General features: G+C 69.5%; 19 protein-coding genes. 16 read left to right on the top strand and 3 right to left on the bottom strand.

Annotation, left to right across the window (positions count from 1 at the left end; genetic code table 11):
- Window positions 1–9: 9 nt before the first annotated feature.
- The 3 genes from L942_RS01230 to L942_RS01220 all read left to right on the top strand — a co-directional run bounded on the left by L942_RS01230 (window position 10) and on the right by L942_RS01220 (window position 5,699).
- Window positions 10–714: a DJ-1/PfpI family protein gene (locus tag L942_RS01230; protein WP_037353820.1), complete on the top strand. Its 705-nt coding sequence runs from the start codon at window positions 10–12 to the stop codon at window positions 712–714.
- 213 nt (window positions 715–927) lie between these two features.
- A complete protein-coding gene (locus L942_RS01225; protein WP_037353731.1) occupies window positions 928–2,100 on the top strand; it encodes an acetoin utilization protein AcuC in 1,173 nt (390 codons plus the stop codon).
- A 761-nt stretch (window positions 2,101–2,861) separates the two neighbouring features.
- Entirely contained in the window at window positions 2,862–5,699 is a 2,838-nt protein-coding gene (locus L942_RS01220; protein WP_037353730.1) for a bifunctional acetate--CoA ligase family protein/GNAT family N-acetyltransferase, read from the top strand.
- Here the strand turns inward: L942_RS01220 and L942_RS01215 are convergent.
- On the bottom strand, window positions 5,683–6,711 hold the full coding sequence (locus L942_RS01215) for an acyl-CoA dehydrogenase family protein (protein ID WP_037353728.1): 1,029 nt from the start codon (window positions 6,709–6,711) through the stop codon (window positions 5,683–5,685). The two genes, L942_RS01220 and L942_RS01215, sit on opposite strands and share 17 nt — an antisense overlap.
- Window positions 6,712–6,722: 11 nt before the next feature.
- Window positions 6,723–7,886, bottom strand: coding sequence for an acyl-CoA dehydrogenase family protein (locus L942_RS01210; RefSeq protein ID WP_037353726.1), 1,164 nt, complete (start codon window positions 7,884–7,886; stop codon window positions 6,723–6,725).
- 103 nt (window positions 7,887–7,989) lie between these two features.
- On the opposite strand from L942_RS01210, the gene L942_RS01205 reads away from it, so the two are divergent.
- The 13 genes from L942_RS01205 to L942_RS01145 all read left to right on the top strand — a co-directional run bounded on the left by L942_RS01205 (window position 7,990) and on the right by L942_RS01145 (window position 19,845).
- Window positions 7,990–8,175, top strand: a complete 186-nt coding sequence (locus tag L942_RS01205) for a ferredoxin (RefSeq protein ID WP_037353724.1) — start codon at window positions 7,990–7,992, stop codon at window positions 8,173–8,175.
- Between the two features lie 121 nt (window positions 8,176–8,296).
- Entirely contained in the window at window positions 8,297–9,178 is an 882-nt protein-coding gene (locus L942_RS01200; RefSeq protein ID WP_037353722.1) for a 3-oxoacyl-ACP reductase, read from the top strand.
- Window positions 9,179–9,191: 13 nt separating this feature from the next.
- On the top strand, window positions 9,192–9,956 hold the full coding sequence (locus tag L942_RS01195; RefSeq protein ID WP_037353720.1) for a glucose 1-dehydrogenase: 765 nt from the start codon (window positions 9,192–9,194) through the stop codon (window positions 9,954–9,956).
- Window positions 9,957–10,079: 123 nt separating this feature from the next.
- The gene (locus L942_RS01190; RefSeq protein ID WP_037353718.1) at window positions 10,080–10,871 is read left to right on the top strand and encodes an MlaE family ABC transporter permease; all 792 of its coding nucleotides are present in this window, start codon (window positions 10,080–10,082) and stop codon (window positions 10,869–10,871) included.
- A gap of 1 nt (window position 10,872) precedes the next feature.
- Window positions 10,873–11,733, top strand: coding sequence for an MlaE family ABC transporter permease (locus L942_RS01185; protein ID WP_037353716.1), 861 nt, complete (start codon window positions 10,873–10,875; stop codon window positions 11,731–11,733).
- Complete coding sequence (locus L942_RS01180) at window positions 11,730–13,085, top strand: MCE family protein (RefSeq protein WP_037353714.1); 1,356 nt, start codon at window positions 11,730–11,732, stop codon at window positions 13,083–13,085. Before L942_RS01185 ends, L942_RS01180 begins: the two co-directional genes overlap by 4 nt.
- On the top strand, window positions 13,082–14,119 hold the full coding sequence (locus tag L942_RS01175; protein WP_037353712.1) for an MCE family protein: 1,038 nt from the start codon (window positions 13,082–13,084) through the stop codon (window positions 14,117–14,119). The genes L942_RS01180 and L942_RS01175 overlap by 4 nt, the downstream gene beginning before the upstream one ends.
- The gene (locus L942_RS01170) at window positions 14,116–15,147 is read left to right on the top strand and encodes an MlaD family protein (RefSeq protein ID WP_037353817.1); all 1,032 of its coding nucleotides are present in this window, start codon (window positions 14,116–14,118) and stop codon (window positions 15,145–15,147) included. Before L942_RS01175 ends, L942_RS01170 begins: the two co-directional genes overlap by 4 nt.
- A gap of 76 nt (window positions 15,148–15,223) precedes the next feature.
- Window positions 15,224–16,420, top strand: coding sequence for an MCE family protein (locus L942_RS01165; RefSeq protein ID WP_037353710.1), 1,197 nt, complete (start codon window positions 15,224–15,226; stop codon window positions 16,418–16,420).
- Complete coding sequence (locus tag L942_RS01160) at window positions 16,417–17,613, top strand: MCE family protein (RefSeq protein WP_037353706.1); 1,197 nt, start codon at window positions 16,417–16,419, stop codon at window positions 17,611–17,613. The genes L942_RS01165 and L942_RS01160 overlap by 4 nt, the downstream gene beginning before the upstream one ends.
- Window positions 17,613–18,854 carry an MCE family protein gene (locus L942_RS01155; RefSeq protein WP_037353703.1) on the top strand — a complete coding sequence of 414 codons (1,242 nt, stop codon included), beginning with the start codon at window positions 17,613–17,615 and terminating at the stop codon, window positions 18,852–18,854. The genes L942_RS01160 and L942_RS01155 overlap by 1 nt, the downstream gene beginning before the upstream one ends.
- Window positions 18,854–19,360 (top strand): hypothetical protein, encoded by a 507-nt coding sequence (locus L942_RS01150; RefSeq protein WP_037353700.1) that lies wholly within the window; start codon window positions 18,854–18,856, stop codon window positions 19,358–19,360. Before L942_RS01155 ends, L942_RS01150 begins: the two co-directional genes overlap by 1 nt.
- Window positions 19,357–19,845, top strand: a complete 489-nt coding sequence (locus L942_RS01145; protein WP_235078839.1) for a hypothetical protein — start codon at window positions 19,357–19,359, stop codon at window positions 19,843–19,845. The genes L942_RS01150 and L942_RS01145 overlap by 4 nt, the downstream gene beginning before the upstream one ends.
- On the opposite strand, the gene L942_RS01140 is transcribed toward L942_RS01145, so the two are convergent.
- The gene (locus L942_RS01140) at window positions 19,823–20,764 is read right to left on the bottom strand and encodes a methylenetetrahydrofolate reductase (protein ID WP_037353698.1); all 942 of its coding nucleotides are present in this window, start codon (window positions 20,762–20,764) and stop codon (window positions 19,823–19,825) included. The two genes, L942_RS01145 and L942_RS01140, sit on opposite strands and share 23 nt — an antisense overlap.
- Between the last annotated feature and the right edge of the window lie 6 nt (window positions 20,765–20,770).

Genomic DNA, 20,770 nt, shown 5'->3' with positions numbered 1-20,770 from the left:
GCGGCTTTCATGGAGCGAAGAACATTCCTGCGCGGGTCAGCGGCGATGGCGGCGGCGATACCGGCTGAGGCTTCGGCGACGACCGGCGCTTCGACGGTGCGGCGGCCGTTGCGGGTTCAGGTCGTGTTGTTCGACGGTGTCGAGGAGCAGGACTTCGCCGGTCCGTACGAGGTGTTCTCCGCGGCGGGTATGCACGCGAAGCGCGGTACCGAAGTTTCGTACGTGCGAGTGGACGGCCCGGGCGTGGTACGCGCGGCGTACGGGACGAAGGTGGAGGTCGAACGCGGCTGGTCGCCCCAGGACGCCGACATCATCGTCGTGCCGGGCGGCGGTTACCGGAGGCGGAAGGGACCGGGGATCTGGGCGGAGATCGACCGCAAGGTCCTGCCGGATGCCCTTGCCGCCGCGCCGCGCAAAGGACTGACCCTGGCGTCGCTGTGCACGGGCACGCTGTTGCTCGGCGCAGCCGGATTGGTGCGCGGACGTCCGTGCACGACGCACCACGGCGCGACCGACACGCTCGCCCAGCAGGGCGGAGTGCTCAAGAAGGCGCGCGTGGTCGACGACGGCGACGTGGTCACCTCGGGCGGCATCACGAGCGGCCTCGACCTGGCCTTGTGGCTGGTGAAACGGGAACTCGGCTCCGACGCGGCGGCCGGGCTGGAGGAGATGCTCGAGTACGAGGCGCGCGGCGTCGTCTGGACGCGCGGTTGAGCCCGCCTCCCGCGGTGGAGCCGGGCTCGGCCGTGACGATTGAGGGAGCGTGTTGCTGAGTGACTTCACGCTGTGGAGCCGGGCGGGGGACCGCGGCTGAGTGACTCCTCGCCGCGGAACCCGGCTCGGGACGCAGCGGGGAAGTGGCGGCGGCTGAGTCGCGCCCCGGCGGAAACCCGGCTCCGGGCGCGACGGGGAAGTACAGTGCGGTGCATGTGGTCGCCTGCAGTTGTCTGGGATTCGTCGCTGCTGAAGTACGACCTGGGCGGGCAGCATCCGTTCAACCCCGTCCGGCTCGACCTCACCGTGCGGCTCGCCACTGAGCTGGGCGTGCTCGAAGGGGTCGAACTGCTCGTGCCCACCGCCGCGGGCGACGAGGAACTGCTGCGCGTGCACGCTCCCGAGTACCTGGCCGCGGTGCGGGAAGCGCCGAATGTCGGGTGGGACGTCGGGCACGGGCTCGGGACCGACGACAACCCCGTGTTCGCCGGAATGCACGACGCGACCGCGCTGGTCGTCGGCTCGACGCTGCTCGCCGCGCGCAAGATCGCGGACGGCGAGGCGCGGCGGGCGGTCAACATCGCGGGCGGGCTGCACCACGCGATGCGGGACCACGCCTCCGGTTTCTGCATCTACAACGACTGCGCGATCGCCATCTCGTGGCTGCTCGACCACGGCTTCGACCGCATCGCGTACGTCGACACCGACGTGCATCACGGTGACGGCGTCCAAGCCGCGTTTTACGACGATCCGCGCGTGCTAACCGTCTCCATGCACCAGCACCCGTTCACGCTCTGGCCCGGCACCGGCTACTCCGCCGAAATCGGGAAGGGCAAGGCAGCCGGCACGGCGGTGAACGTCCCGCTGCCGCCGCACACCAGGGACCCGGGGTGGCTGCGGGCGTTCGACGCGGTGGTTCCCGCTGTGCTGCAGGAGTTCCGGCCGCAGCTGCTCGTCACCCAGTGCGGGGTCGATTCGCACGAGGAAGACCCGATGGCGGACCTGTCCCTGTCGGTCGACGGGCACCGCACCATCTACTCCACGCTGCGCGACCTGGCCGAGCGCTACGCGGACGGCCGCTGGCTGGCGGTCGGAGGCGGGGGATACCAGCTGATCCGCGTGGTGCCGCGCTCGTGGACGCACCTGATGGCGACCGTGCTGGACCGCGACGTCCCGCCGGAAACGCCGCTGCCGGCCGGCTGGGTCTCGACGGTCCAGCGCGCCGCCCCGGCCGCCGACCTCCCCGCCGCGATGACCGACGGCAAGGACACCGCCTTCAAGCCGTGGGGCGACGACGCGGACGACCCGGTGGACGTCGCGATCCGCGACACCCGCCGCGCGATCTTCCCGCTGCACGGCCTCGACCCGGACGATCCGAGGGACTGACCATGCCCGACCGACCTCGCCATCCCGGCGCCGGCGACCTCGGCACCGGAGACTCCGGCACTGGCAAGTCCGGCGCGGGCGACCCCGGCAGGGGTGGGCCTGGCGTGGGCGGCTCCGGCATGGGTGGGCCCGGCGTGGGCGTCCCGGGCACGGGCACCCCTGGCCTCGGCACCGGCAGCTCTGGCGCAGGCAGCTCTGGCGCCGCTGAGTCCGGCACCGGCAGCTCTGGGACCGGTGAGTCCGGCCCCGGCAAGCTCAGCCCCGGCACCGGCGAGTCCGGCCTCGCTAGGCCCGGCGCGGGCAGTCCCATTCTCGACGCCAGCAGCACGGGCGCGCCCGGCGGACCCGACTCTCCGAATCCCGGCCGCGCCACCAGTCGCCCCGAAGGAGGGACGGGTGCGGCAGGAAATCCGGAGCCTGGCGGCGTTTCCTCCGGATCGGCTGCTTCGGCTGCCCGGCGCGGCGAAAGCGGCTCGTCAGCCGGGCTAGCGTGGGGCGGTGAGACGCATGCATCCGGCGAGGTTTCAGCGGCTCCGCATCCCGGCCGCGACACCAGTCGCCCGGAAGGAGGGGCCAGAACTCCGCAGATCGGCGGTGCTTCGTCCGGATCGGCTGCCAGGCGCGGAGAAAGCGGCTCGCCAGCGCAGCGTGGCGAGTCCGGTGCGTCCGGCGAGGCTTCAGCGGCGAACCAGGCGAGCGGACGTGCTGCTCCACAAGGGGATGCTTCGGCGAAGGACTTTCCTGCGGCGGGAGGCGATGCGATGTCGAGCGAGTTCGGAACCGGCGACTCTGCTGCGGCCGGACGCGATGCGGCGGCGAATCCGGCAGCGGGCGGAAGCGACGGGGCGAGCCAGTCAGCCAGCACCAAAGCACCGGCTGGCGAAGCCGCGAAAGGGCCTGCCCCAGGGCATCCCGCCGCGGACGGGAAGCGCGATCCCTATGACTACCCCCGTGACTGGGAAGCTGACGTAGTCCTTTCCGACGGCGGCACTGTCCACTTGCGACCCGTCGTGCCCAGTGACGCCGACGGGCTCGTCGCCTTGCACAGCAGGCTTTCCGACCGCACCCGGTATTTCCGGTACTTCGGTGCCTACCCGCGCATCCCACCGCGGGATCTGGAGCGGTTTTCCACTGTGGACCACCACGACCGGGTCGCGTTTGTGGCCTTGCTCGGGGACGACGTGGTCGCCGTGGGGCGGTACGAGCGGCTCGATCACGGGCCGTCGGCGGAGGTTGCGTTCGTTGTCGACGACAAGCATCAGGGGCGAGGGCTCGGGTCGATCCTGCTCGAACACCTCGCCGCGGCGGCGTCGGAGTGCGGATTGCGGCGGTTCGTGGCCGAGGTGCTGAGCGAGAACGCGGCGATGGTGCGCGTGTTCCGCGACGCGGGGTATCAGGTCAGCCGCGCGATCGAGGAAGGCGTGCTGCATCTCGAGTTCGACATCGACCCGACCGAGGAATCGCTCGCGGTCGCGCGATCGCGGGAGCAAGCGGCCGAGGCGCGGAGTGTGCACAATCTGCTGCATCCGGCGACCGTGGCGGTGATCGGGGCCTCCGCGGATCCCACCAAGGTCGGGCACGTCGCGTTCGCGAACCTGCTCGCGGCGGATTTCGCGGGGGCGGTGTATCCGGTCAACCCGGAGCACCGGTCGGTTCGCGGGGTGCGGGCGTATCCGTCCGTGCTGGACATTCCGGACCCGGTCGACCTGGCGTTGGTGGCGGTTCCGGCGGAGGCCGTCGAGTCCGTGCTGGACGCCTGTTTGGCCAAGGGCGTCAAGACGCTGGTGATCGTGTCCGGCGGGTTCGCGGAGTCGGGGCCGCTCGGGTTGCACGCCGAGCTGCGGCTGGTCGGCGAGGCGCGGGCGCACGGCATGCGGGTGGTCGGGCCGAACGCGCTGGGCGTGCTGAACACCGCGAAGGACGTCCGGCTCAACGCGACGCTGGCGCCGCGGCTGCCGAAACGCGGGCGGACGGGGTTCTTCTGCCAGTCCGGTGCGCTCGGGACGGCGATTCTGGCGGACGCGGGGTCGCGCGGGCTGGGGCTGTCGACGTTCGTCTCGGCGGGCAACCGGGCGGACGTGTCCGGCAACGACCTGCTGCAGTACTGGGAAACCGATCCGGACACCGACCTGGTGCTGCTGTATCTGGAGTCGTTCGGCAACCCGCGGAAGTTCGCGCGGCTGGCGCGCAGGCTGGCGCGGTCGAAGCCGATCGTCGCGGTGAAGTCGGGGCGGCATGCGGTGCGGCCGCAGCTCGCGGCGACTTCGGCGGAGGTCGACGAGGCCAGTGTGCAGGCGCTGTTCGAGCAGGCCGGCGTGGTGCGGGTCGAGTCGTTGGCGCAACTGTTCGACACGGCGCTCGTGTTCGCGCATCAGCCGTTGCCGGCCGGGCCGCGGATCGGGATCGTCGGGAACTCCAGCGCGATCGGGTTGCTGGCCGCCGACACCGCCCGTGCGGAGGGGCTGCGGCTGGCGTTCGATCCGGTCGACATCGGGCCGCAGGCCGGGCCGGACGAGTTCGCGACGGCAGTGCGCGAGGCGTTGGACTCGCCGGATACCGACGCGTTGATAGCAGTGTTCGCGCCGCCGGTGGCGATTCCTGGAGCTGCGTACGCGCGAGCGTTGCGCGAAGCAGTGTCGGAGATGAAGCAGTCGAAGCCGATCGTCTCGACGTTCCTCGCCGCGGAAGGCGTGCCGGACGAACTGGCAGTGCTTTCTGACGACGGCGTGCCGACGCGTGGGTCGATTCCGTCGTATTCGAGTCCGGAGCGCGCGGTGAACGCGTTGGCGCGCGTGGTGCGGTACGCGGCGTGGCGGCAGCGGCCGCAGGGGACGTTGGTACGGCCCAGCGGTCTGCACGTCGAGCAGGCGCAGGAGATCGTGCGCGAGCTGTTGCCGGAGGACGGCAGTTCGACGCTGCTGTCGGACGACGACGTGGTGCGGCTGCTGAGCTGTTACGGCGTGGACGTGGTGCCGTTCCGGGTGGCGTCGAGCGAGGACCACGCTGTGGCTGCGGCGGCGGAGCTTGGGTATCCCGTCACGTTGAAGGCGGTCGACGAGCGGTTGCGCGGGCGGCCGGATTTCGCCGGCGTACGGCTTGACCTGATGTCCGAAGAGTCCGTACGCGTCGCGTACCGGGATCTGCGGGCCGTTTCGGGTGACGAAGACATGTACGTGCAACAGATGGCGCCGAAGGGGCTTTCGTGCGCTATCGGGCTCCAGGACGACCCGTCGTTCGGCACGCTCGTGTCGTTCGGACTGTCCGGGCTGGTCAGCACGCTGCTCGGCGACCGCGCGTACCGGGCGGTGCCGTTGACGGACGTCGACGCGGCGACGCTGATCCGCGAGCCGCGTACGTCGCCGTTGCTGACGGGGTATCGCGGTGACGAGCCTGCGGACCTCGCGGCGCTGCAGGACATGGTGTTGCGCGTCGCGGCGCTCGCGGAGGACAACCCCGAGGTGCGGTCGTTGGCGTTGGATCCGATCCTCGCGTCGCCGGACGGCGCGTTTGTCGCCAACGCGCGGTTGGTGGTGGGCGCACCGCCGACGCGGCCGGACACCGGACCGCGTCGGCTGCGGCACATCACGCCGATGGACTGACCACCAGCTCGCCGAGGCCCAGCAACTGCTCGGTCGCGCCGCCGCTGGTGAACTCCAGGCGCTTCGCGGCGGCGAAGTAGCGGTGCACCGGGTGTTCTACATCGATACCGACGCCGCCGTGCAGGTGCACTGCGGTGTGCGCGACCCGGTGTCCGGCTTCGGCGGCCCAGAACTTCGCGGTGGCCACATCCGCTGCGGCGTCGAGGCCTTCGGAGAGCTTCCAGGCTGCCTGCCACAGCGTCAGTCGTACGGCTTCGACGTCGATGTACGCATCGGCGAGGCGGTGCCGGACGGCTTGGAAGCTGCCCAGCACCTTGTCGAACTGCTTGCGTTCACGCGTGTACGCAGCCGTCAGTTCGAGCGCCCGTTCCAACACGCCCAACTGCTGCGCGCAAGCGCCGAGCGTGCCGCGAAGGCGCAGCTGTTCGCCGACGTCGCCGAGAGCGACTCCGGGGGTATCGGACAGCGTCACCAAAGCCGCGTCAGCATGGTCGGTAGTCGACTGCGCTTCAATAGAGACTCCAGCAGCGTCCTTCTCGACGATGTACACGCCGTCGTTGGCTTCGACGAGCAAGGCGTCCGCGAAGGCTGCGAAGGGGACCGCGGTCTGCGTACCGGTGAGGCGTCCGTCCGAGGCAACGAACGAACCGCCCAAAGCGACTGCGAGCACGGCTTTGCCGCGCGAGACCGGCAACAGCCATCGCTCAGCCAGCAATGGGTCGGTGAGCACCGAGCCGGCCTGGACGACCGACGACAGATACGGGACGGGGGCGACCGCGCGGCCGATCTCGATCAGGACCGAACACTGTTCCAGCAAGCCGAAACCGCCGCCGCCGACCGTCGCGGGCAAGGCGGCGTCGAGCACGCCGGAGCGCGCCAGAACCGTCCACAGTGGAGCATCGAAACCGCCGGACCCGTGCGGGCCCAGGGATTCCGCGGTGACCTGGTCGGAGAGGATCCGCCGGGTCAGGGCGGAGAGGTCGGTTTGCGCTTCGGTGAGGGAGAAGTCCACCGGGAGAACTCCTAACGCGTCACGGGCTGGCCGAGGGCGGTGGCGGCGACGATGTCGCGCTGCACCTCGTTGGTGCCGCCGCCGAAGGTGAGGATCAACGCCGAACGGTGCAGCCGTTCCAGCCGTCCGGCGAGCACCGCGCCGGGGGAGCCGTCGCGGACCACCGCGGCCGCGCCGACGACCTCCATCAGCAGCCGGTATGCCTCGATCGCCATCTCGGTGCCGTACACCTTGGTCGCCGAAGCCTCGGCGGGGCCGAGTTCGCTGGCCGCGGCGGCCCAGGCGATCTTCCAGTTCCGCAGCTTCAAGTACTCGGCGTACGCGTGCACGCGCGCGAGGTGCGTCCGGACCCATTCACGGTCGGTCAGCGACTCCTCGCGGGCCCACGCCACGACGTCGGCCAGCGCTTTCCGCACCGGCGCGGCCGAGGTGAGCGCGACGCGTTCGTGGTTGAGCTGGTTGGTGATCAGCGGCCAGCCGGCGTTCTCCTCGGCGACCCGCGACGCGACCGGGACGCGGACGTCGTCGTAGTAGGTCGCGCTGGTCCCGGGTCCGGCGACGGTGTGCACCTTCGTCCAGGAAAAACCGGGCGCGGAGGTCGGCACGATCAGGATCGACAGGCCCTTGTGCTTGCGCGCCTCCGGGTCGGTGCGCGCGGCGAGCCACACGTAATCGGCGTACTCGATCAGGCTGGTCCACATTTTCTGCCCGTTGACCACGTACTCGTCGCCGTCGCGGACCGCCCGCGTGCGCAGCGAGGCGAGGTCCGTGCCCGCGCCCGGTTCGGAGTAGCCGATCGAGAAATGCAGCTCGCCCGCGGCGATCTTCGGCAGGTAGAACGCCTTCTGGTCCGGGGTGCCGAAACGCATGATCGTCGGGCCGATGGTGTTCACCGTCAGGAACGGCACCGGGACCCCGGCGACCGCCGCTTCGTCGGTGAAGATCAGCTGGTCGAGCATGCTCCGGTCCTGCCCGCCGTACTCGCGCGGCCAGCCGAGCGCGAGCCATCCGTCCTTGCCGAGCTGCCGGACGATTTCCTTGTACGCCAAGCCGTCGCCGTACTCGCCGCCCGGCGCGGCGAGGCTTTCGCGGCGCGCCGGAGTCATCAGTTCGGCGAAGTACTCCCGCAGCTCGGCGGCCAATGCCCGCTGCCGCGGCGTGTAGTCGATCCGCACCCGTCACCTCCACCCCGCCGGTCTCGTTGTGGTGTCGTACCGGGCCCCGGCGGTAAGCTAGAACCTGTTCTAGTTGTACCAGGAGTGGCGGACGGGAGGAAGCATGGAGGTCAGTGTCGACCGGTCGCGGTGCGAGGCGAACGCGGTCTGCGTCGGGTTCGCGCCGGAGGTCTTCGATCTCGACGACGACGAGAACCTGGTCATCGGACCGGTGCCGGACGAAGAAGTAGAACGTGTTTCGCAAGCGGTGCTGAACTGCCCAAAGAACGCCCTGTTCACGACCGATTAATCGGGGCTTGCTCAATACGAGAACAGATTCTAGTCTGTGCTGCGACAGGCAGGCTTCGACGAGGAGGCTCGCGGGTGGAACTACTCCGCTGGGACAACGCACGACGGGCTGGAGCGGTTCGATGACGCTCGAGGGCAAGGTCGCTGTCGTCACCGGGGCCGGAGCGGGGCTCGGCCGGGCCGAGGCGCTCGCGCTGGCCCGCGAAGGCGCGGCCGTCGTGGTCAACGACATCGGCGAGGCGAAAGACGTCGTGGCCGAGATCGAACAGCGCGGCGGCAAAGCGCTCGCGGTGGCCGGGGACGTCTCGGCGGCCGAGACCGCCAAAGAACTGCTGTCGGCCGCGGTGGACCACTTCGGCGGCCTCGACATCGTCGTGAACAACGCGGGCGTGCTCCGCGACCGGATGCTGTTCTCGATGTCCGACGAGGACTGGGACAAGGTCGTCGCGGTGCACCTGCGCGGGCATTTCCTGCTGTCCCGCAACGCCGCCGCGTACTGGCGCGATCGCTCCAAAATGGAGGGACAGCCGGTATACGGCAGGCTGGTGAACACGGCGTCCGAGGCGTTCCTGGTCGGTTCGCCCGGTCAGCCCAACTACTCGGCGGCCAAGGCCGGGATCGCGGCGCTCACCGTGTCCGCGGCGCGCGGGCTGGCGAAATACGGCGTGCGCGCCAACACGATCTGCCCGCGCGCCCGCACCGCGATGACCGCGGACGTCTTCGGCGAAGCGCCCAAGGACGGCCTGGATCCGTTGTCCGTCGAGCATGTTGCTCCGTTTGTCGCTTTTCTCGCTTCCCCGGAGGCGGACGCGATCAACGGCCAGGTTTTCGTCGTGCACGGCGGCATGGTCGCCTTGCTGAAGCCGCCGTCGGTGGAGGAGCGGTTCGACACCGCGAACGGCGCCTGGACCACCGGCGAACTCGCCGCGACCGTCGGCGCGCACTTCGCCGGTCGGGACCCGGAGCGGATGTTCGCCGCGACCGAACTGCTCTCGCTGCCCTGAAACCGGAGGACGCATGACTGAGCACCGGCTGGCCGGCAAGGTCGCCCTCATCACCGGCGCGGCCCGCGGGCAGGGAGCGGCTGCCGCGCGAGCGTTCGTCGCGCAGGGCGCGAAGGTGGTGATCGCCGACGTTCTCGACGAAGAAGGCAAGGCGCTGGCCGCCGAACTCGGCGACGCGGCGGTGTTCTGCCATCTCGACGTGAGCGACGAGGAAGGCTGGACCGCGGCGGTCGAGACCACGGTGTCCGAGTTCGGGCCGCCGACGGTGCTGGTCAACAACGCCGGGGTGCTGTACTTTTCCGAACTCGCGAAGACGCCGCTCGCCGAGTACGAGCGCGTCGTGCGGATCAACCAGATCGGGACGTTTCTCGGCATGCGCTCGGTCGTTGAACCGATGGCCGGGGCCGGCGGCGGCTCCGTCGTCAACGTGTCCTCTGTGGAGGGTCTGGCCGGGATGCCGTTCCTCGTCGCCTACACCGCGACCAAGTTCGCGATCCGCGGGATGACCAAGGTCGCCGCGCTCGAGCTGGGCGCGCGCGGCATCCGGGTCAATTCGGTGCATCCGGGCATGATCGACACGAAGATGGTGTCCGACGCGGCGGGCGCGGACGTGGACGTGTCCTGGGTGGGCAAGAAGGTCGCGCTCGGCCGGGTGGGCCGGGCCGACGAGATCGCCCCGCTGCTGGTGTTCCTCGGCAGCGACGAGAGTTCGTACTGCACCGGCGGCGAGTTCGTGGCCGACGGCGGGGCGACCGCGACGCACGCGCTGAAATTGTGAGGTCGTCCGGTGCTGGTGCGCCTAGGGTGACGGCTGGGGGCCGAAGGGACGGGAGTGAACACCGCTAACCGAAATCGGCGGGCGGGGATGGGCAAGACTCGGGGGTGACTACTGGGAGGTGCGGTGGGCGGAAGCGGCTCGGTCACTCTCCCGGGCACCGCGGCGCTGACCCAGGTCGGCCGGCTCGCCACGCTGTCCTGGGAGGTCCTGCGGGCGATCTTCAAGCGTCCGTTCCAGTTCCGCGAATGGATCCAGCAGTGCTGGTTCTTCGCGAGCGTGACCATCCTGCCGACGGCTCTGGTCGCGATCCCGTTCGGCGCGGTCATCGCGCTGCAGCTCGGATCGCTGACCACGCAGATCGGCGCGCAGTCCTTCACCGGCGCGGCCAGCGCGCTCGCCATCGTGCAGCAGGCGAGCCCGCTGATCACGGCGCTGCTGGTGGCCGGAGCCGGGGGAAGCGCGGTCTGTGCCGACATCGGCGCGCGCAAGATCCGCGAGGAAATCGACGCGATGGAGGTGCTCGGGGTCAACCCGGTGCAGCGCATCGTGGTGCCGAGGGTGCTCGCCGCGATCGTCGTGTCGGTGCTGCTCAACGGCCTGGTCAGCGTGGTCGGCGTGCTCGGCGGCTACTTCTTCAACGTGGTCCTGCAGGGCGGCACGCCGGGCGCGTACCTGGCCAGCTTCAACGCGCTCGCCCAGGTGCCGGACCTCTGGATCAGCGAGATCAAGGCGTTCCTGTACGGCTTCGTCGCGGGCGTGGTCGCCGCGTTCCGCGGGCTGAACCCGGCGGGCGGGCCGAAGGGCGTGGGCGACGCGGTGAACCAGGCGGTGGTGATCACCTTCCTGCTGCTGTTCCTGATCAACGTCGTGCTGACCGCCGTGTACCTCAAAGTCGTGCCCCCGAAGGCGTTGTGACATGACGGCCGAACCGATCGAGCAGACGCGCGCGTCCGACCGGACGCTCGAGATCATCGCGCGCCCCGGCGCGAGTCTCGAAGGACTCGGCAGGCAGTTGTCCTTCTACGGCCGGGCGTTGGCCTGGTCGCCGCGCACGATCCGCCGCTACGGCCGCGAAACCACCCGGTTGCTCACCGAAGTCTGCTTCGGCACCGGCGGGCTCGCGGTGATCGGCGGCACGCTCGGCGTGATGATCGGGATGACGCTGTTCACCGGTCTCATCGTGGGCCTGCAGGGGTATTCGGCGCTGAACCAGCTCGGCACCGCCGCGCTCACCGGGTTCATTTCGGCCTACTTCAACACCCGCGAGGTCGCTCCGCTGTCGGCCGGGCTCGCCCTGTCGGCGACCGTCGGCTGCGGGTTCACCGCCCAGCTCGGCGCGATGCGGATCTCCGAGGAGATCGACGCGCTCGAAGTGATGGCCGTGCCGAGCATGCCGTACCTGGTCACCACGCGCGTGCTCGCCGGCGTCACCGCGGTGATCCCGCTGTACGCGGTGGGCCTGCTCTCCTCGTATCTCGCGTCGCGGCAGATCACCATCTGGCTCTACGGCCAGTCCGCGGGCACCTACGACCACTACTTCACGCTGTTCCTCCCGCCGGAGGACGTGCTGTGGTCGTTCGCCAAGGTGATCGTGTTCAGCGTGCTGGTGATCCTTTCCCATTGCTACTACGGCTACACCGCGTCCGGCGGGCCGGCCGGGGTGGGCATCGCGGTCGGCCGGGCGGTGCGCACGTCCATCGTGCTGATCTCGGTGCTGGACTTCTTCCTGAGCCTCGCGATCTGGGGCGCGAACACGACAGTGCGGATATCCGGATGAGCACCCGCCGAGAGTTGCGCAAACGGCTCCAGTACCAGCTGCTGGGGCTGGTTTTCCTGGTCGTCGCGGCGTTGTTCTTCACCACGACGATCGCGGCCTACCGCAAGGTGTTCACGCCGGTCACGCTGGTGAAGCTGGAGACCGACCACGTCGGCAGCCAGCTGCGCGTCGGCGGCGACGTGAAGGTGCGCGGCATGCTCGTCGGCGAGATCCGCGACGTGCGGCCGGCCGGCGACCACGCGGAGCTGGAACTGGCGCTGCAGCCGGACAAGACCGACGTGATCCCGTCGAACGTCTCGGCGCGGCTGCTGCCGAAAACCCTGTTCGGCGAACGGTATGTCGCGCTCCAGCTGCCCGAGCGGCCGCAGCGGCCGATCAAGGCGGGCGACGTCATCCCGCAGGACCGCAGCAGCACCGCGATCGAGCTGGAGCAGGTGCTCAACCACGTCATGCCGCTGTTGCAGGCGGTGCAGCCGGAGAAGCTTTCGAGCACGCTCAACGCCGTGTCCGCCGCTCTCGACGGGCGCGGCAAGAAGCTCGGCGAGACGCTGACCCAGCTGTCGGACTACCTCGGCAAGCTCAACCCGTCGCTGCCCGACCTGAAGGCCGACATCACCGGGCTGGCCAACGTTTCCGGCATCTACGACAAGGCCGCGCCGGACGCGCTGCAGGCGCTGGCGGACCTGACCACGACGACGCAGACCATCGTGGAGAAACAGCGCGGCCTGACCGATCTGTACTCCTCGGTGACCGGCACCGCCACCGACCTGACGCGCTTCCTGGAAGTCAACAAGGACAACATCATCCGCCTCACCACCGCCGTGCAGCCCACGCTCGACGTGCTCGCGAAGTACGCGCCGGAATACCCGTGCCTGCTCAAGCAGCTCGCCGGGTCGGTGCCGAACGCCGAGCTGGCGTTCGGCAAGGGCACCGCGCATCCGGAGGTCAGCCGCGTGACGATCGAGTTCTCGGCGAGCCGCGGCAAGTACCTGCCCGGCGTCGACGAGCCGAAGTACGACGACAAGCGCGGCCCGCGCTGCTACCCGCAGGTGCCGAAACCCGGGCGCTGGCCGCAGTATCCGCCGGACGGCGCGGTGAAGGACGGGTCGACCAAGCCCGCGCCGCCGCACGATCCGGACGGGACGCTGCCCGGCGACTTCACGAACGGCCCGTTGCCCGGCGGGTCCGGCTCGACCGGCGGCGCGCCGAGCATCGCCGGGTCGGCCGACGAGCAGAAGCTGCTCGACCTGCTGGCCTCGCCGACGCTGAACACCACGCCGGACAACGTGCCGGGCTGGTCGGCGCTGCTGGTCGGACCGCTGTACCGCGGGGCGGAGGTGGAGCTGAAATGAGGTCGTTCGTTCCGGCACTGGTCAAAATCGCCGTCTTCGCCCTGGTCACCGTGCTGCTGACCGGGGTGCTGGCCACCACGATCGCGAACACGAACTTCGGCGACACCGCGTCGTACGTCGCGAAGTTCACCGACGCGTCCGGTCTGCAGGCCGGCGACGACGTGCGCATCTCCGGCGTGAAGGTCGGCCAGGTCGAGTCGATCGGGGTCGACCAGGGCGAGCAGAACTACGCCGAGGTGCGCTTCCTCGTCGAATCGGCGTACAAGCTGCCCTCGCTCGCCACCGCGACCATCAAGTACCGCAACCTCGTCGGCCAGCGCTACCTCTCGCTCGGCACCGACGTCAGCGGCGGCGACACGCTGTCTCCCGGCGACACCATCCCGCCGGAGCGGACGAAACCGGCGCTCAACCTGACCGTGCTGTTCAACGGGTTCAAACCGCTGTTCAAGGCGCTGGACCCGAAGGAGGTCAACCAGCTTTCCGCCGAGATCGTGCAGGTCTTCCAGGGCGAGGGCGGCACGATCACCAGCCTGCTGTCGCACACCGCGTCGATCACGACGGCGATCGCGGGCAAGGACAAGGTGATCGGGCAGGTCATCGACAACCTCAACCAGGTGCTCAGCACGGTCAACGCGCGCGGCCCGCAGCTCGGCGACCTCGTCGACCAGACGCAGCGGCTGGTGAGCGGTCTGGCCGAGCAGCGCAAGCCGATCGGCGACGCGGTGGGCGCGCTGGGCGACCTGACCAACGCGACCGCGGGCCTGCTCGCCGACGCGCGTCCCGCGGTGCAGCAGGACGTGACCCAGCTCGGGAAGCTGTCGAACAACCTCAACGACGCGCAGCCGCTCGTCGAGCATCTGCTGCAGGTGCTGCCGGGCAACCTGGAGAAGTTCACCCGGACCCTGAGCTACGGCAGCTGGTTCAACTACTACCTGTGCGGGATCGAAGGCACCGTCGGCATTTCCTCGCTGGACGTGACGCTGCCGATCGTCCCGATCCCCGGCACCGAACGCGCGCCGAGGTGTGGCCCGTGAAGCGGCTGAAGGACCGGAACCAGGCGAGCGTCGGCGCGGTGACGCTCGTGCTCATCGTGCTGATCACCGCCGTGACGTACTTTTCCGACAGCATCCCGATGTTCGGCAACGGCACCACCTATACCGCGGCGTTCGCCGAGTCCGCCGGGCTCGCGCCGGACAACGAGGTGCAGGTGGCAGGCGTCAAGGTCGGGCAGGTGACCTCGGTGGAACTGGGGCACAAGCAGGTGCTGGTGAAGTTCCGGGTGAAGGGCGTGCGCGTCGGCGACGCCTCCACGGCCTCGATCGAGATCAAGACGCTGCTGGGGGAGAAGTACCTCGCGCTGGACACGAAGGGCAGCGGCACGCAGCAGCCCGGAGACACGATTCCGGTGCAGCGCACGCGGACGCCGTTCCAGTTGCAGGACGCGTTCAACCAGCTGTCCACCACGGTCGGAGACATCGACACCAAGCAGCTCGCGCAGAGCTTCACGGCGCTGTCGGATTCCCTCAAGGACAGTCCGCAGTACTTGAAGGACACGCTGTCCGGGCTGTCGGCGTTGTCGAAGACAGTGTCCTCGCGCGACGCCGATCTGCACGCGCTGCTGGCCAACACGAGCAAGATCTCGAAGACGTTGTCCGACCGGAACGCGCAGCTGCAGCAGGTGATCAGCGACGGCAACCTGCTGCTGACCGAACTGCAGCAGCGCCGCGAGCAGATCAGCACGCTGCTCAAGGGCACGCAGGAGATCTCCAAGCAGCTGTCCGGGCTGGTCGCGGACAACCGCACGCAGCTCGGGCCGACGCTCGCCGCGCTCGGGAAGGTGACCGACGTGCTGCAGCGCAACCAGGGCAACCTCGACCGGAGCCTGCAGCTGATGGCCCCGTTCGCCCGGGTCGGCGCGAACGCGACCGGCAACGGGCGCTGGTTCGAGGGGTATCTGTGCGGTTTGCTGCCGCCGACGATCACGGCGGGCGGGCTGTCGATCAACCCGGAGGGCTGCACGCCGCCGATCTCCGCGCCGGATCAGGGGATGGGTGGACGATGACCGCTCGGCTCGTCGTGAGTGTTCATGCCGGTTCTAACCGGCATGAACACTCACGAGAACTCAAGGGGGCACTGTCATGACAGTAGACACCAAGCCCCGCCGCTCCCTCGTCACCTGGCTTTCCCTCGCCTGCGTGGCTGCCCTCCTGCTCACCGCAGGCATCTATCTCGTGCTGCGCGACACCGGCGGCACGAAGATCTCGGCCTACTTCGGCAAAACCGTCGGCCTCTACGCCGGTTCGTCGGTGCGGGTGCTGGGCGTCGCGGTCGGCGAGGTCACCGCGGTGACGCCCGCGGGCCAAGCGGTGCGCGTGGACATGAAGGTCAACGACGACGTGCCGATCCCGAAGGACGTCGGCGCGGTCGTCGTCGCGCCGAGCCTGGTGAGCGACCGGTACGTCCAGCTGACCCCGGCGTACGACAGCGGTCCGACGATCGCGAGCGGAACCGTGCTGGCGCGCGACAAAACCGCGACGCCGGTCGAACTGGACGACCTGTACGCGAGTCTCGACAAGCTGTCCACCGCGCTCGGGCCCAACGGGGCCAACAAAAACGGCGCGTTCTCCGATCTGCTGGACACCGCCGCGGCCAACCTCAAGGGCAACGGCAAGGACCTGAACTCGACCGTCACGAGGCTCGCCGAACTGGCCGGCACGCTCGACGATTCGAAGGACGACCTGTTCTCCACGGTGAAGAACCTGAACTCCTTCACCGCCGCACTGTCCCAAAGCGACAGTCAGCTGAACGAGTTCTACCAGCGGCTCGCGGACGTCAGCGGGTTCCTCGCCGACGATTCGCACGACGTCGGGGCCGCGCTCGATTCGCTGTCCGCCTCGCTGCAGGACGTGAAGCAGTTCGTGGCGGACAACAAGAACGGGCTTTCGTCCAATGTGGCCAAACTGGCCTCGCTCACCAAGGTGCTGGTGGACCAGCGGGCCGCGCTCGCCGAGGTGCTCGACATCGCGCCGACCGGGGCGACGAACTTCATCAACACCTACGACGCGGCGTCCGGGACGATCGCGGTGCGCGACAACCTGAACGAGATCACCAACCCGCCGATCCTGACCGTCTGCCGGCTGATCAGCGCGGGCACGCCGAAGCATGTGCCGGACGCGCTCGGCGCCATCTGCAAGAAGCTCGCGCCGGTGCTCGACGGCACGCTCAAGCTGCCGTCCATCCCGCAGGCGCTGAACTCGCTGCAGAACGGCCAGCTGCCGCCGTTGCCGCTGCCGTTGTCGGACGTGCTGACGCAGAAACCCGGAGGCGCCAAGTGAAACGCCTCCGCAAACGACTCGCGGGCGTGCTCGCCGGGGTGCTGGTGCTCGCCGGGTGCAGCGACGGCGGGTTCAACGGGCTGTACTCGACGCCGCTGCCCGGCGGTCCGGACGTCGGCGACCATCCGTACCACGTCACGGCGTTGTTCACCGACGTGCTGGACCTGGTGCCGCAGGCGAACGTGAAGGTGAACGACGTCGCGGTCGGCCGGATCGACCGCATCGCGCTCACCCCGGACACCCGGTCCGCGCTCGTGTCGATGACGGTGAACGGCGACGTCCAGCTGCCTGCCAACGCGCGGGCCGAACTGCGCCAGTCCAGCCTGCTCGGCGAGAAGTTCGTGCAGCTGAGCGCGCCGACCGCGGAGAAACCGGCGGGGAGGCTCGCAGACGGGGCGCAGATCCCGCTCGGGCGCACGAACCGCAACCCGGAGATCGAAGAGGTGCTGGGCGCGTTGTCGTTGCTGCTCAACGGCGGCGGCGTCGACCAGCTGCAGAACATCAGCCACGAACTCAACGACGCGCTGTCGGGCAACGAACCGCAGATGCGCGCTCTGCTGTCCCGAGTGGACGAACTGGCCACCCAGCTCGACGGGCACAAGGGCGAGATCCTTCGCGCCATCGACGGGCTGGACAAGCTGTCCACGACGCTGGCCGGGCAGAAGCAGAATCTCGCCACCGCGCTGGACAAACTCGCGCCGGGGCTGAAGATCGTCGCCGACCAGCGCGACCAGCTCGTGGGGATGCTGAACGCGCTGAACAAGCTGTCCAGCGTCGCGGTCGACACGGTGAACCGCAGCCGGGACCAGCTCGTCGCGAACCTCAAGGCGCTGGAGCCGACGCTGCGCCAGCTCAGCGCGGCGGGCCAGGACCTGCCGAACGCGCTGCGGATCCTGCTCACCTACCCGTTCCCGGACTACGCGGGCAACGTGATCAAGGGCGACTACGCGAACGTCGACGCGCGGGTCGACCTCGATCTCGACAAGCTGGTGCAGAACTTCACGAACTCGTCGCAACCGCCGTTCCAGCTGCCGGCGCCGCCGGCGACGGGCGCCACTCCGCCGGTCGCCGGGCAGGGAACGCCGCAGCTGCCGTTGCCGCTGCCCGCCACTCCGCCGCCCGCGGGCGGGACGAAGCCGGGTTACGGCGGCGTGCTGGGCGGGTTGCTCGGCGGTCTGACGGGAGGCGGCTGATGACCACGCGCAAAACCCGGATCCAGCTGCTGGTGTTCTTCGTGATCGCCGTGGTGTCGGTGACGTACGCGGGCGGCCACTACGCCGGTCTCGACCGGATCTTCGGCAACCGCGGCTATCACGTGACGCTCGAATTGCCGGATTCCGGCGGGGTTTTCGTGAACTCCGAGGTCGCGTACCGCGGCGTCACGGTCGGCCGGGTCGGGGCGATGACGCTCACGCCGCACGGCATCGACGTCCGGCTGGACATCGACTCCGGCGGCCCGGACATCCCGTCCGCGCTGCACGCGCAGGTGGCGAACCGCTCGGCGGTGGGGGAGCAGTTCGTGGACCTGCTGCCGGACCGCGAATCCGGGCCGTATCTGGAGGACGGGTCGGTGATCACGCAGGACCGCACGTCGCTGCCCGCGACGCCGGATTCGGTGCTGACGCATCTCGACGGCCTGGTCGCGAGCGTCCATCCGGACTCGTTGAAGACCGTGGTGGACGAGACGTACGACGCGTTCGCCGGTTCCGGGCCGCAGCTGCAGAAACTGCTGGACAGCACCAGTTCGCTCACCGCGACGGCCGCCCAGTACGTGCCGGACACGCAGGGGTTGCTGGCGAATTCGCGCACGGTCTTCGCGACGCAGGAGCGGCAGGCGCAGAACATCACGGCGTTCGCGTCGGGACTCAAGACGATCGCCGGGCAGCTGAAGTCGTCGGATCCGGCGATCCGCAAGGTGATCGACGAGGCTCCGCAGCTGAGCCGCCAGATCAGCGACGTGCTCGCCACCTCCGGAACCGACCTCGGGGTGCTGTTCGCGAACTCGCTCACCACCGCGCAGGTCACGTCGATGCGGAAGGACGCGATCGAGGAGCTGCTGGTGGCGTACCCGGTGATCTCGGCGTTCTCGCCGACGACCTCTCCGGACGGCACCGGGCACCTCGGGGTGGTGTTCAACTTCTTCGATCCGCATTCGTGCACGAAGGGGTACGAGGGCACGAAGCAGCGTCCGGCCAACGACACGAGCGAAGCGCCGGTCAACATGAACGCTTACTGTGCGGAACCGCCGGGCAGCCCGGTCGAGGTGCGCGGGGCGCAGAACGCGCCGTATGCGGGGAAGCCGCCCGCGATTCCGGCTGCGCCCCAGGCTTCCGCGCCTTCGGATCAGGGCTCGCAGCAGCAGCTGCCGGGCCTGCTGGGGCAGCTGACCGCGCCGGTGAAGGGCGGGCTCGGCGCGTTGCTGGGCGGTTCGTGATGGCTGAGGGCGTCTTCCGGAACACTCGGGTGCTGACCGCGCTCGCCGCGGTCGCGGTGCTGGCCGCCGCGTGGTTCGGCTGGTCGTGGTGGAGCGCGGCGCACGACGACAGCCTCGCCCGCGGCCGCGCCCGGGACGCCGTGCTGGCCGCCGCGAGCACGCAACTGGTCACGCTCAACACGATCGACTACCGCACCAGCGCGGTCGACGTGGACCGCTGGATCGCCGCGACCACCGGCCAGTACGGCAAGGACCTCTCCGGCGACCGGCAACTGCAGATCGACCGCGCCAAGCGGACCAAAACGGTGTCGACGGCTTCCCTGGTGCAGGCCGCGGTCACCGAGCTGAATCCCGCGCAAGGAACGGCACGGCTGATCGCGGTCCTGAATGTCCGCGTGAGCACCGGCGACGGTCCGCCCGCGGCGAAACAGGCCCGCCTGGCCGTGGACTTCGCGCGGGACGGCGACACGTGGAAGATCGGCGGCGTGCAGGCGGTGGGCTCGTGAACCGGCGGACGATCGCCGCCGGGGTGGCCGCGGTAGCACTGGCGTGCGCGGTGTGGTTCGGGGTGCAGGCGTCGCTGCTGCAGCCCGAGGACGACGAGGCGATGGTCGATCCGGTGGCGACCGCACAGGTCACGGATCAGGTCAGTGCGGCGGTGAAGGCGGTTTTTTCGTACGACTACGCGAATCTGGACCGCACCGCCCGCGCCGCCGCGGACGTCCTGTCCGGCTCGGCGGTGAGCCAGTACCAAAGCCAGTTCGCCGTGGCCCGCCAGCGCGCGACGAACGAAAAGCTCGTCCGGACGACGACAGTGCGCGCGATCGGAGTCCGCTCATTGCACGGCGACGACGCGAGCTTGCTGCTTTTCCTTGACCAGCAAACGATCCTGCCCGGTGGTGGTGCGCCGCAGTCGTCGGTGGGGCAGTTGTCGGTGACCGCGCATCGCACCGGCGGTCAGTGGAAGATCACCGCGCTGGACCCGCTGTAGCTGTCCGGCCGAGGAGCCCGCTCACCTCGCGCGCGAGAGACACCGAAGCCTCGATCTCGACCTTGCGGATCGACACGCTCTCCACCAGAAACCCGAACGGCATCCCGAGCTTGCGGCAGAACGCGGCCAGCTCGCGGGCGTTCGCCAGACACTGCTCGTACGACTCGGCCAGCGTGTCGTCCGCGTGCCGCAGCGAGTTTTCCAGCCAGCGCGGGACGTGGACGCCGAGCCACTTCAGGAAGGCCAGCGTTTTCGCCGAGCCGCAGACCGACAGGGTGAACAGGACCGGTTTGGGTTCGAGGCCCTGCTCGCGGCAGGTGTAGAAGTAGTCGGAAACCATGCTCTTGGCCGCGTCGGCGCTGTAGATCACCTGCGAGATGAAGTACGCGCAACCGGCCTGCTGTTTGGAGATCAGCCGCAGGTGCTCGTCCGGCCGTTCGGTGATGGCGACGCCGCCGAGCAGCAGGTCCGGGCGGACTTCCCGGCGCAATTTCTGCGCTTCGGGCAGCCGCGTGTGCACCTCTTTGCCCTTCGAGGACGCTCCGACGAAAACCGACAGGACGCGGTCGGTGTCGGCGGCCCGCAGCCAGTCCCGCAGCTCGGCCTCGGGGTACTTGCCGACGCAGCGGTAGATGACCGCCGGCCGGTCCCACTCGCTGAGATAGTCCGCGTGGTAGACCGCCGGGTCGAGGGTCGGCAGGTAGGGGAACGGCCGCTCCTGCGGGTTGCGGTCGCTCTCGTCGTCGATGTCGTAGAGGGCGAGCCCGTCCACGTCGAGCGAGCCGAGCCGGGCCAGCGTGGCGGCGGTGATCTCCTGGATCCGCTCCGGCGAGGTGCTGAGGCGGGGCGGGGTGATGCCGAACAGGAGAACGCCGCTGTCGGCGCTGGTGAGCAGCTGCTGGAGAGTGTGGTCCGCCATGAGGCG

Source organism: Amycolatopsis orientalis DSM 43388, assembly GCF_000411975.1.
Lineage (GTDB): Bacteria > Actinomycetota > Actinomycetes > Mycobacteriales > Pseudonocardiaceae > Amycolatopsis > Amycolatopsis orientalis_D.
Note: the sequence above shows the minus strand (reverse complement) of the source record. Positions and strands in the feature narration are given on the sequence as shown.

Bases quoted from the DNA above. Each gene is read 5' to 3' on its own strand.
- L942_RS01230 (WP_037353820.1), top strand. From the start codon at position 10: ATGGAGCGAAGAACATTCCTGCGCGGGTCAGCGGCGATGGCGGCGGCG.
- L942_RS01225 (WP_037353731.1), top strand. From the start codon at position 928: ATGTGGTCGCCTGCAGTTGTCTGGGATTCGTCGCTGCTGAAGTACGAC.
- L942_RS01220 (WP_037353730.1), top strand. From the start codon at position 2,862: ATGTCGAGCGAGTTCGGAACCGGCGACTCTGCTGCGGCCGGACGCGAT.
- L942_RS01205 (WP_037353724.1), top strand. From the start codon at position 7,990: ATGGAGGTCAGTGTCGACCGGTCGCGGTGCGAGGCGAACGCGGTCTGC.
- L942_RS01200 (WP_037353722.1), top strand. From the start codon at position 8,297: ATGACGCTCGAGGGCAAGGTCGCTGTCGTCACCGGGGCCGGAGCGGGG.
- L942_RS01195 (WP_037353720.1), top strand. From the start codon at position 9,192: ATGACTGAGCACCGGCTGGCCGGCAAGGTCGCCCTCATCACCGGCGCG.
- L942_RS01185 (WP_037353716.1), top strand. From the start codon at position 10,873: ATGACGGCCGAACCGATCGAGCAGACGCGCGCGTCCGACCGGACGCTC.
- L942_RS01180 (WP_037353714.1), top strand. From the start codon at position 11,730: ATGAGCACCCGCCGAGAGTTGCGCAAACGGCTCCAGTACCAGCTGCTG.
- L942_RS01175 (WP_037353712.1), top strand. From the start codon at position 13,082: ATGAGGTCGTTCGTTCCGGCACTGGTCAAAATCGCCGTCTTCGCCCTG.
- L942_RS01165 (WP_037353710.1), top strand. From the start codon at position 15,224: ATGACAGTAGACACCAAGCCCCGCCGCTCCCTCGTCACCTGGCTTTCC.
- L942_RS01155 (WP_037353703.1), top strand. From the start codon at position 17,613: ATGACCACGCGCAAAACCCGGATCCAGCTGCTGGTGTTCTTCGTGATC.
- L942_RS01150 (WP_037353700.1), top strand. From the start codon at position 18,854: ATGGCTGAGGGCGTCTTCCGGAACACTCGGGTGCTGACCGCGCTCGCC.
- L942_RS01140 (WP_037353698.1), bottom strand. From the start codon at position 20,764: ATGGCGGACCACACTCTCCAGCAGCTGCTCACCAGCGCCGACAGCGGC.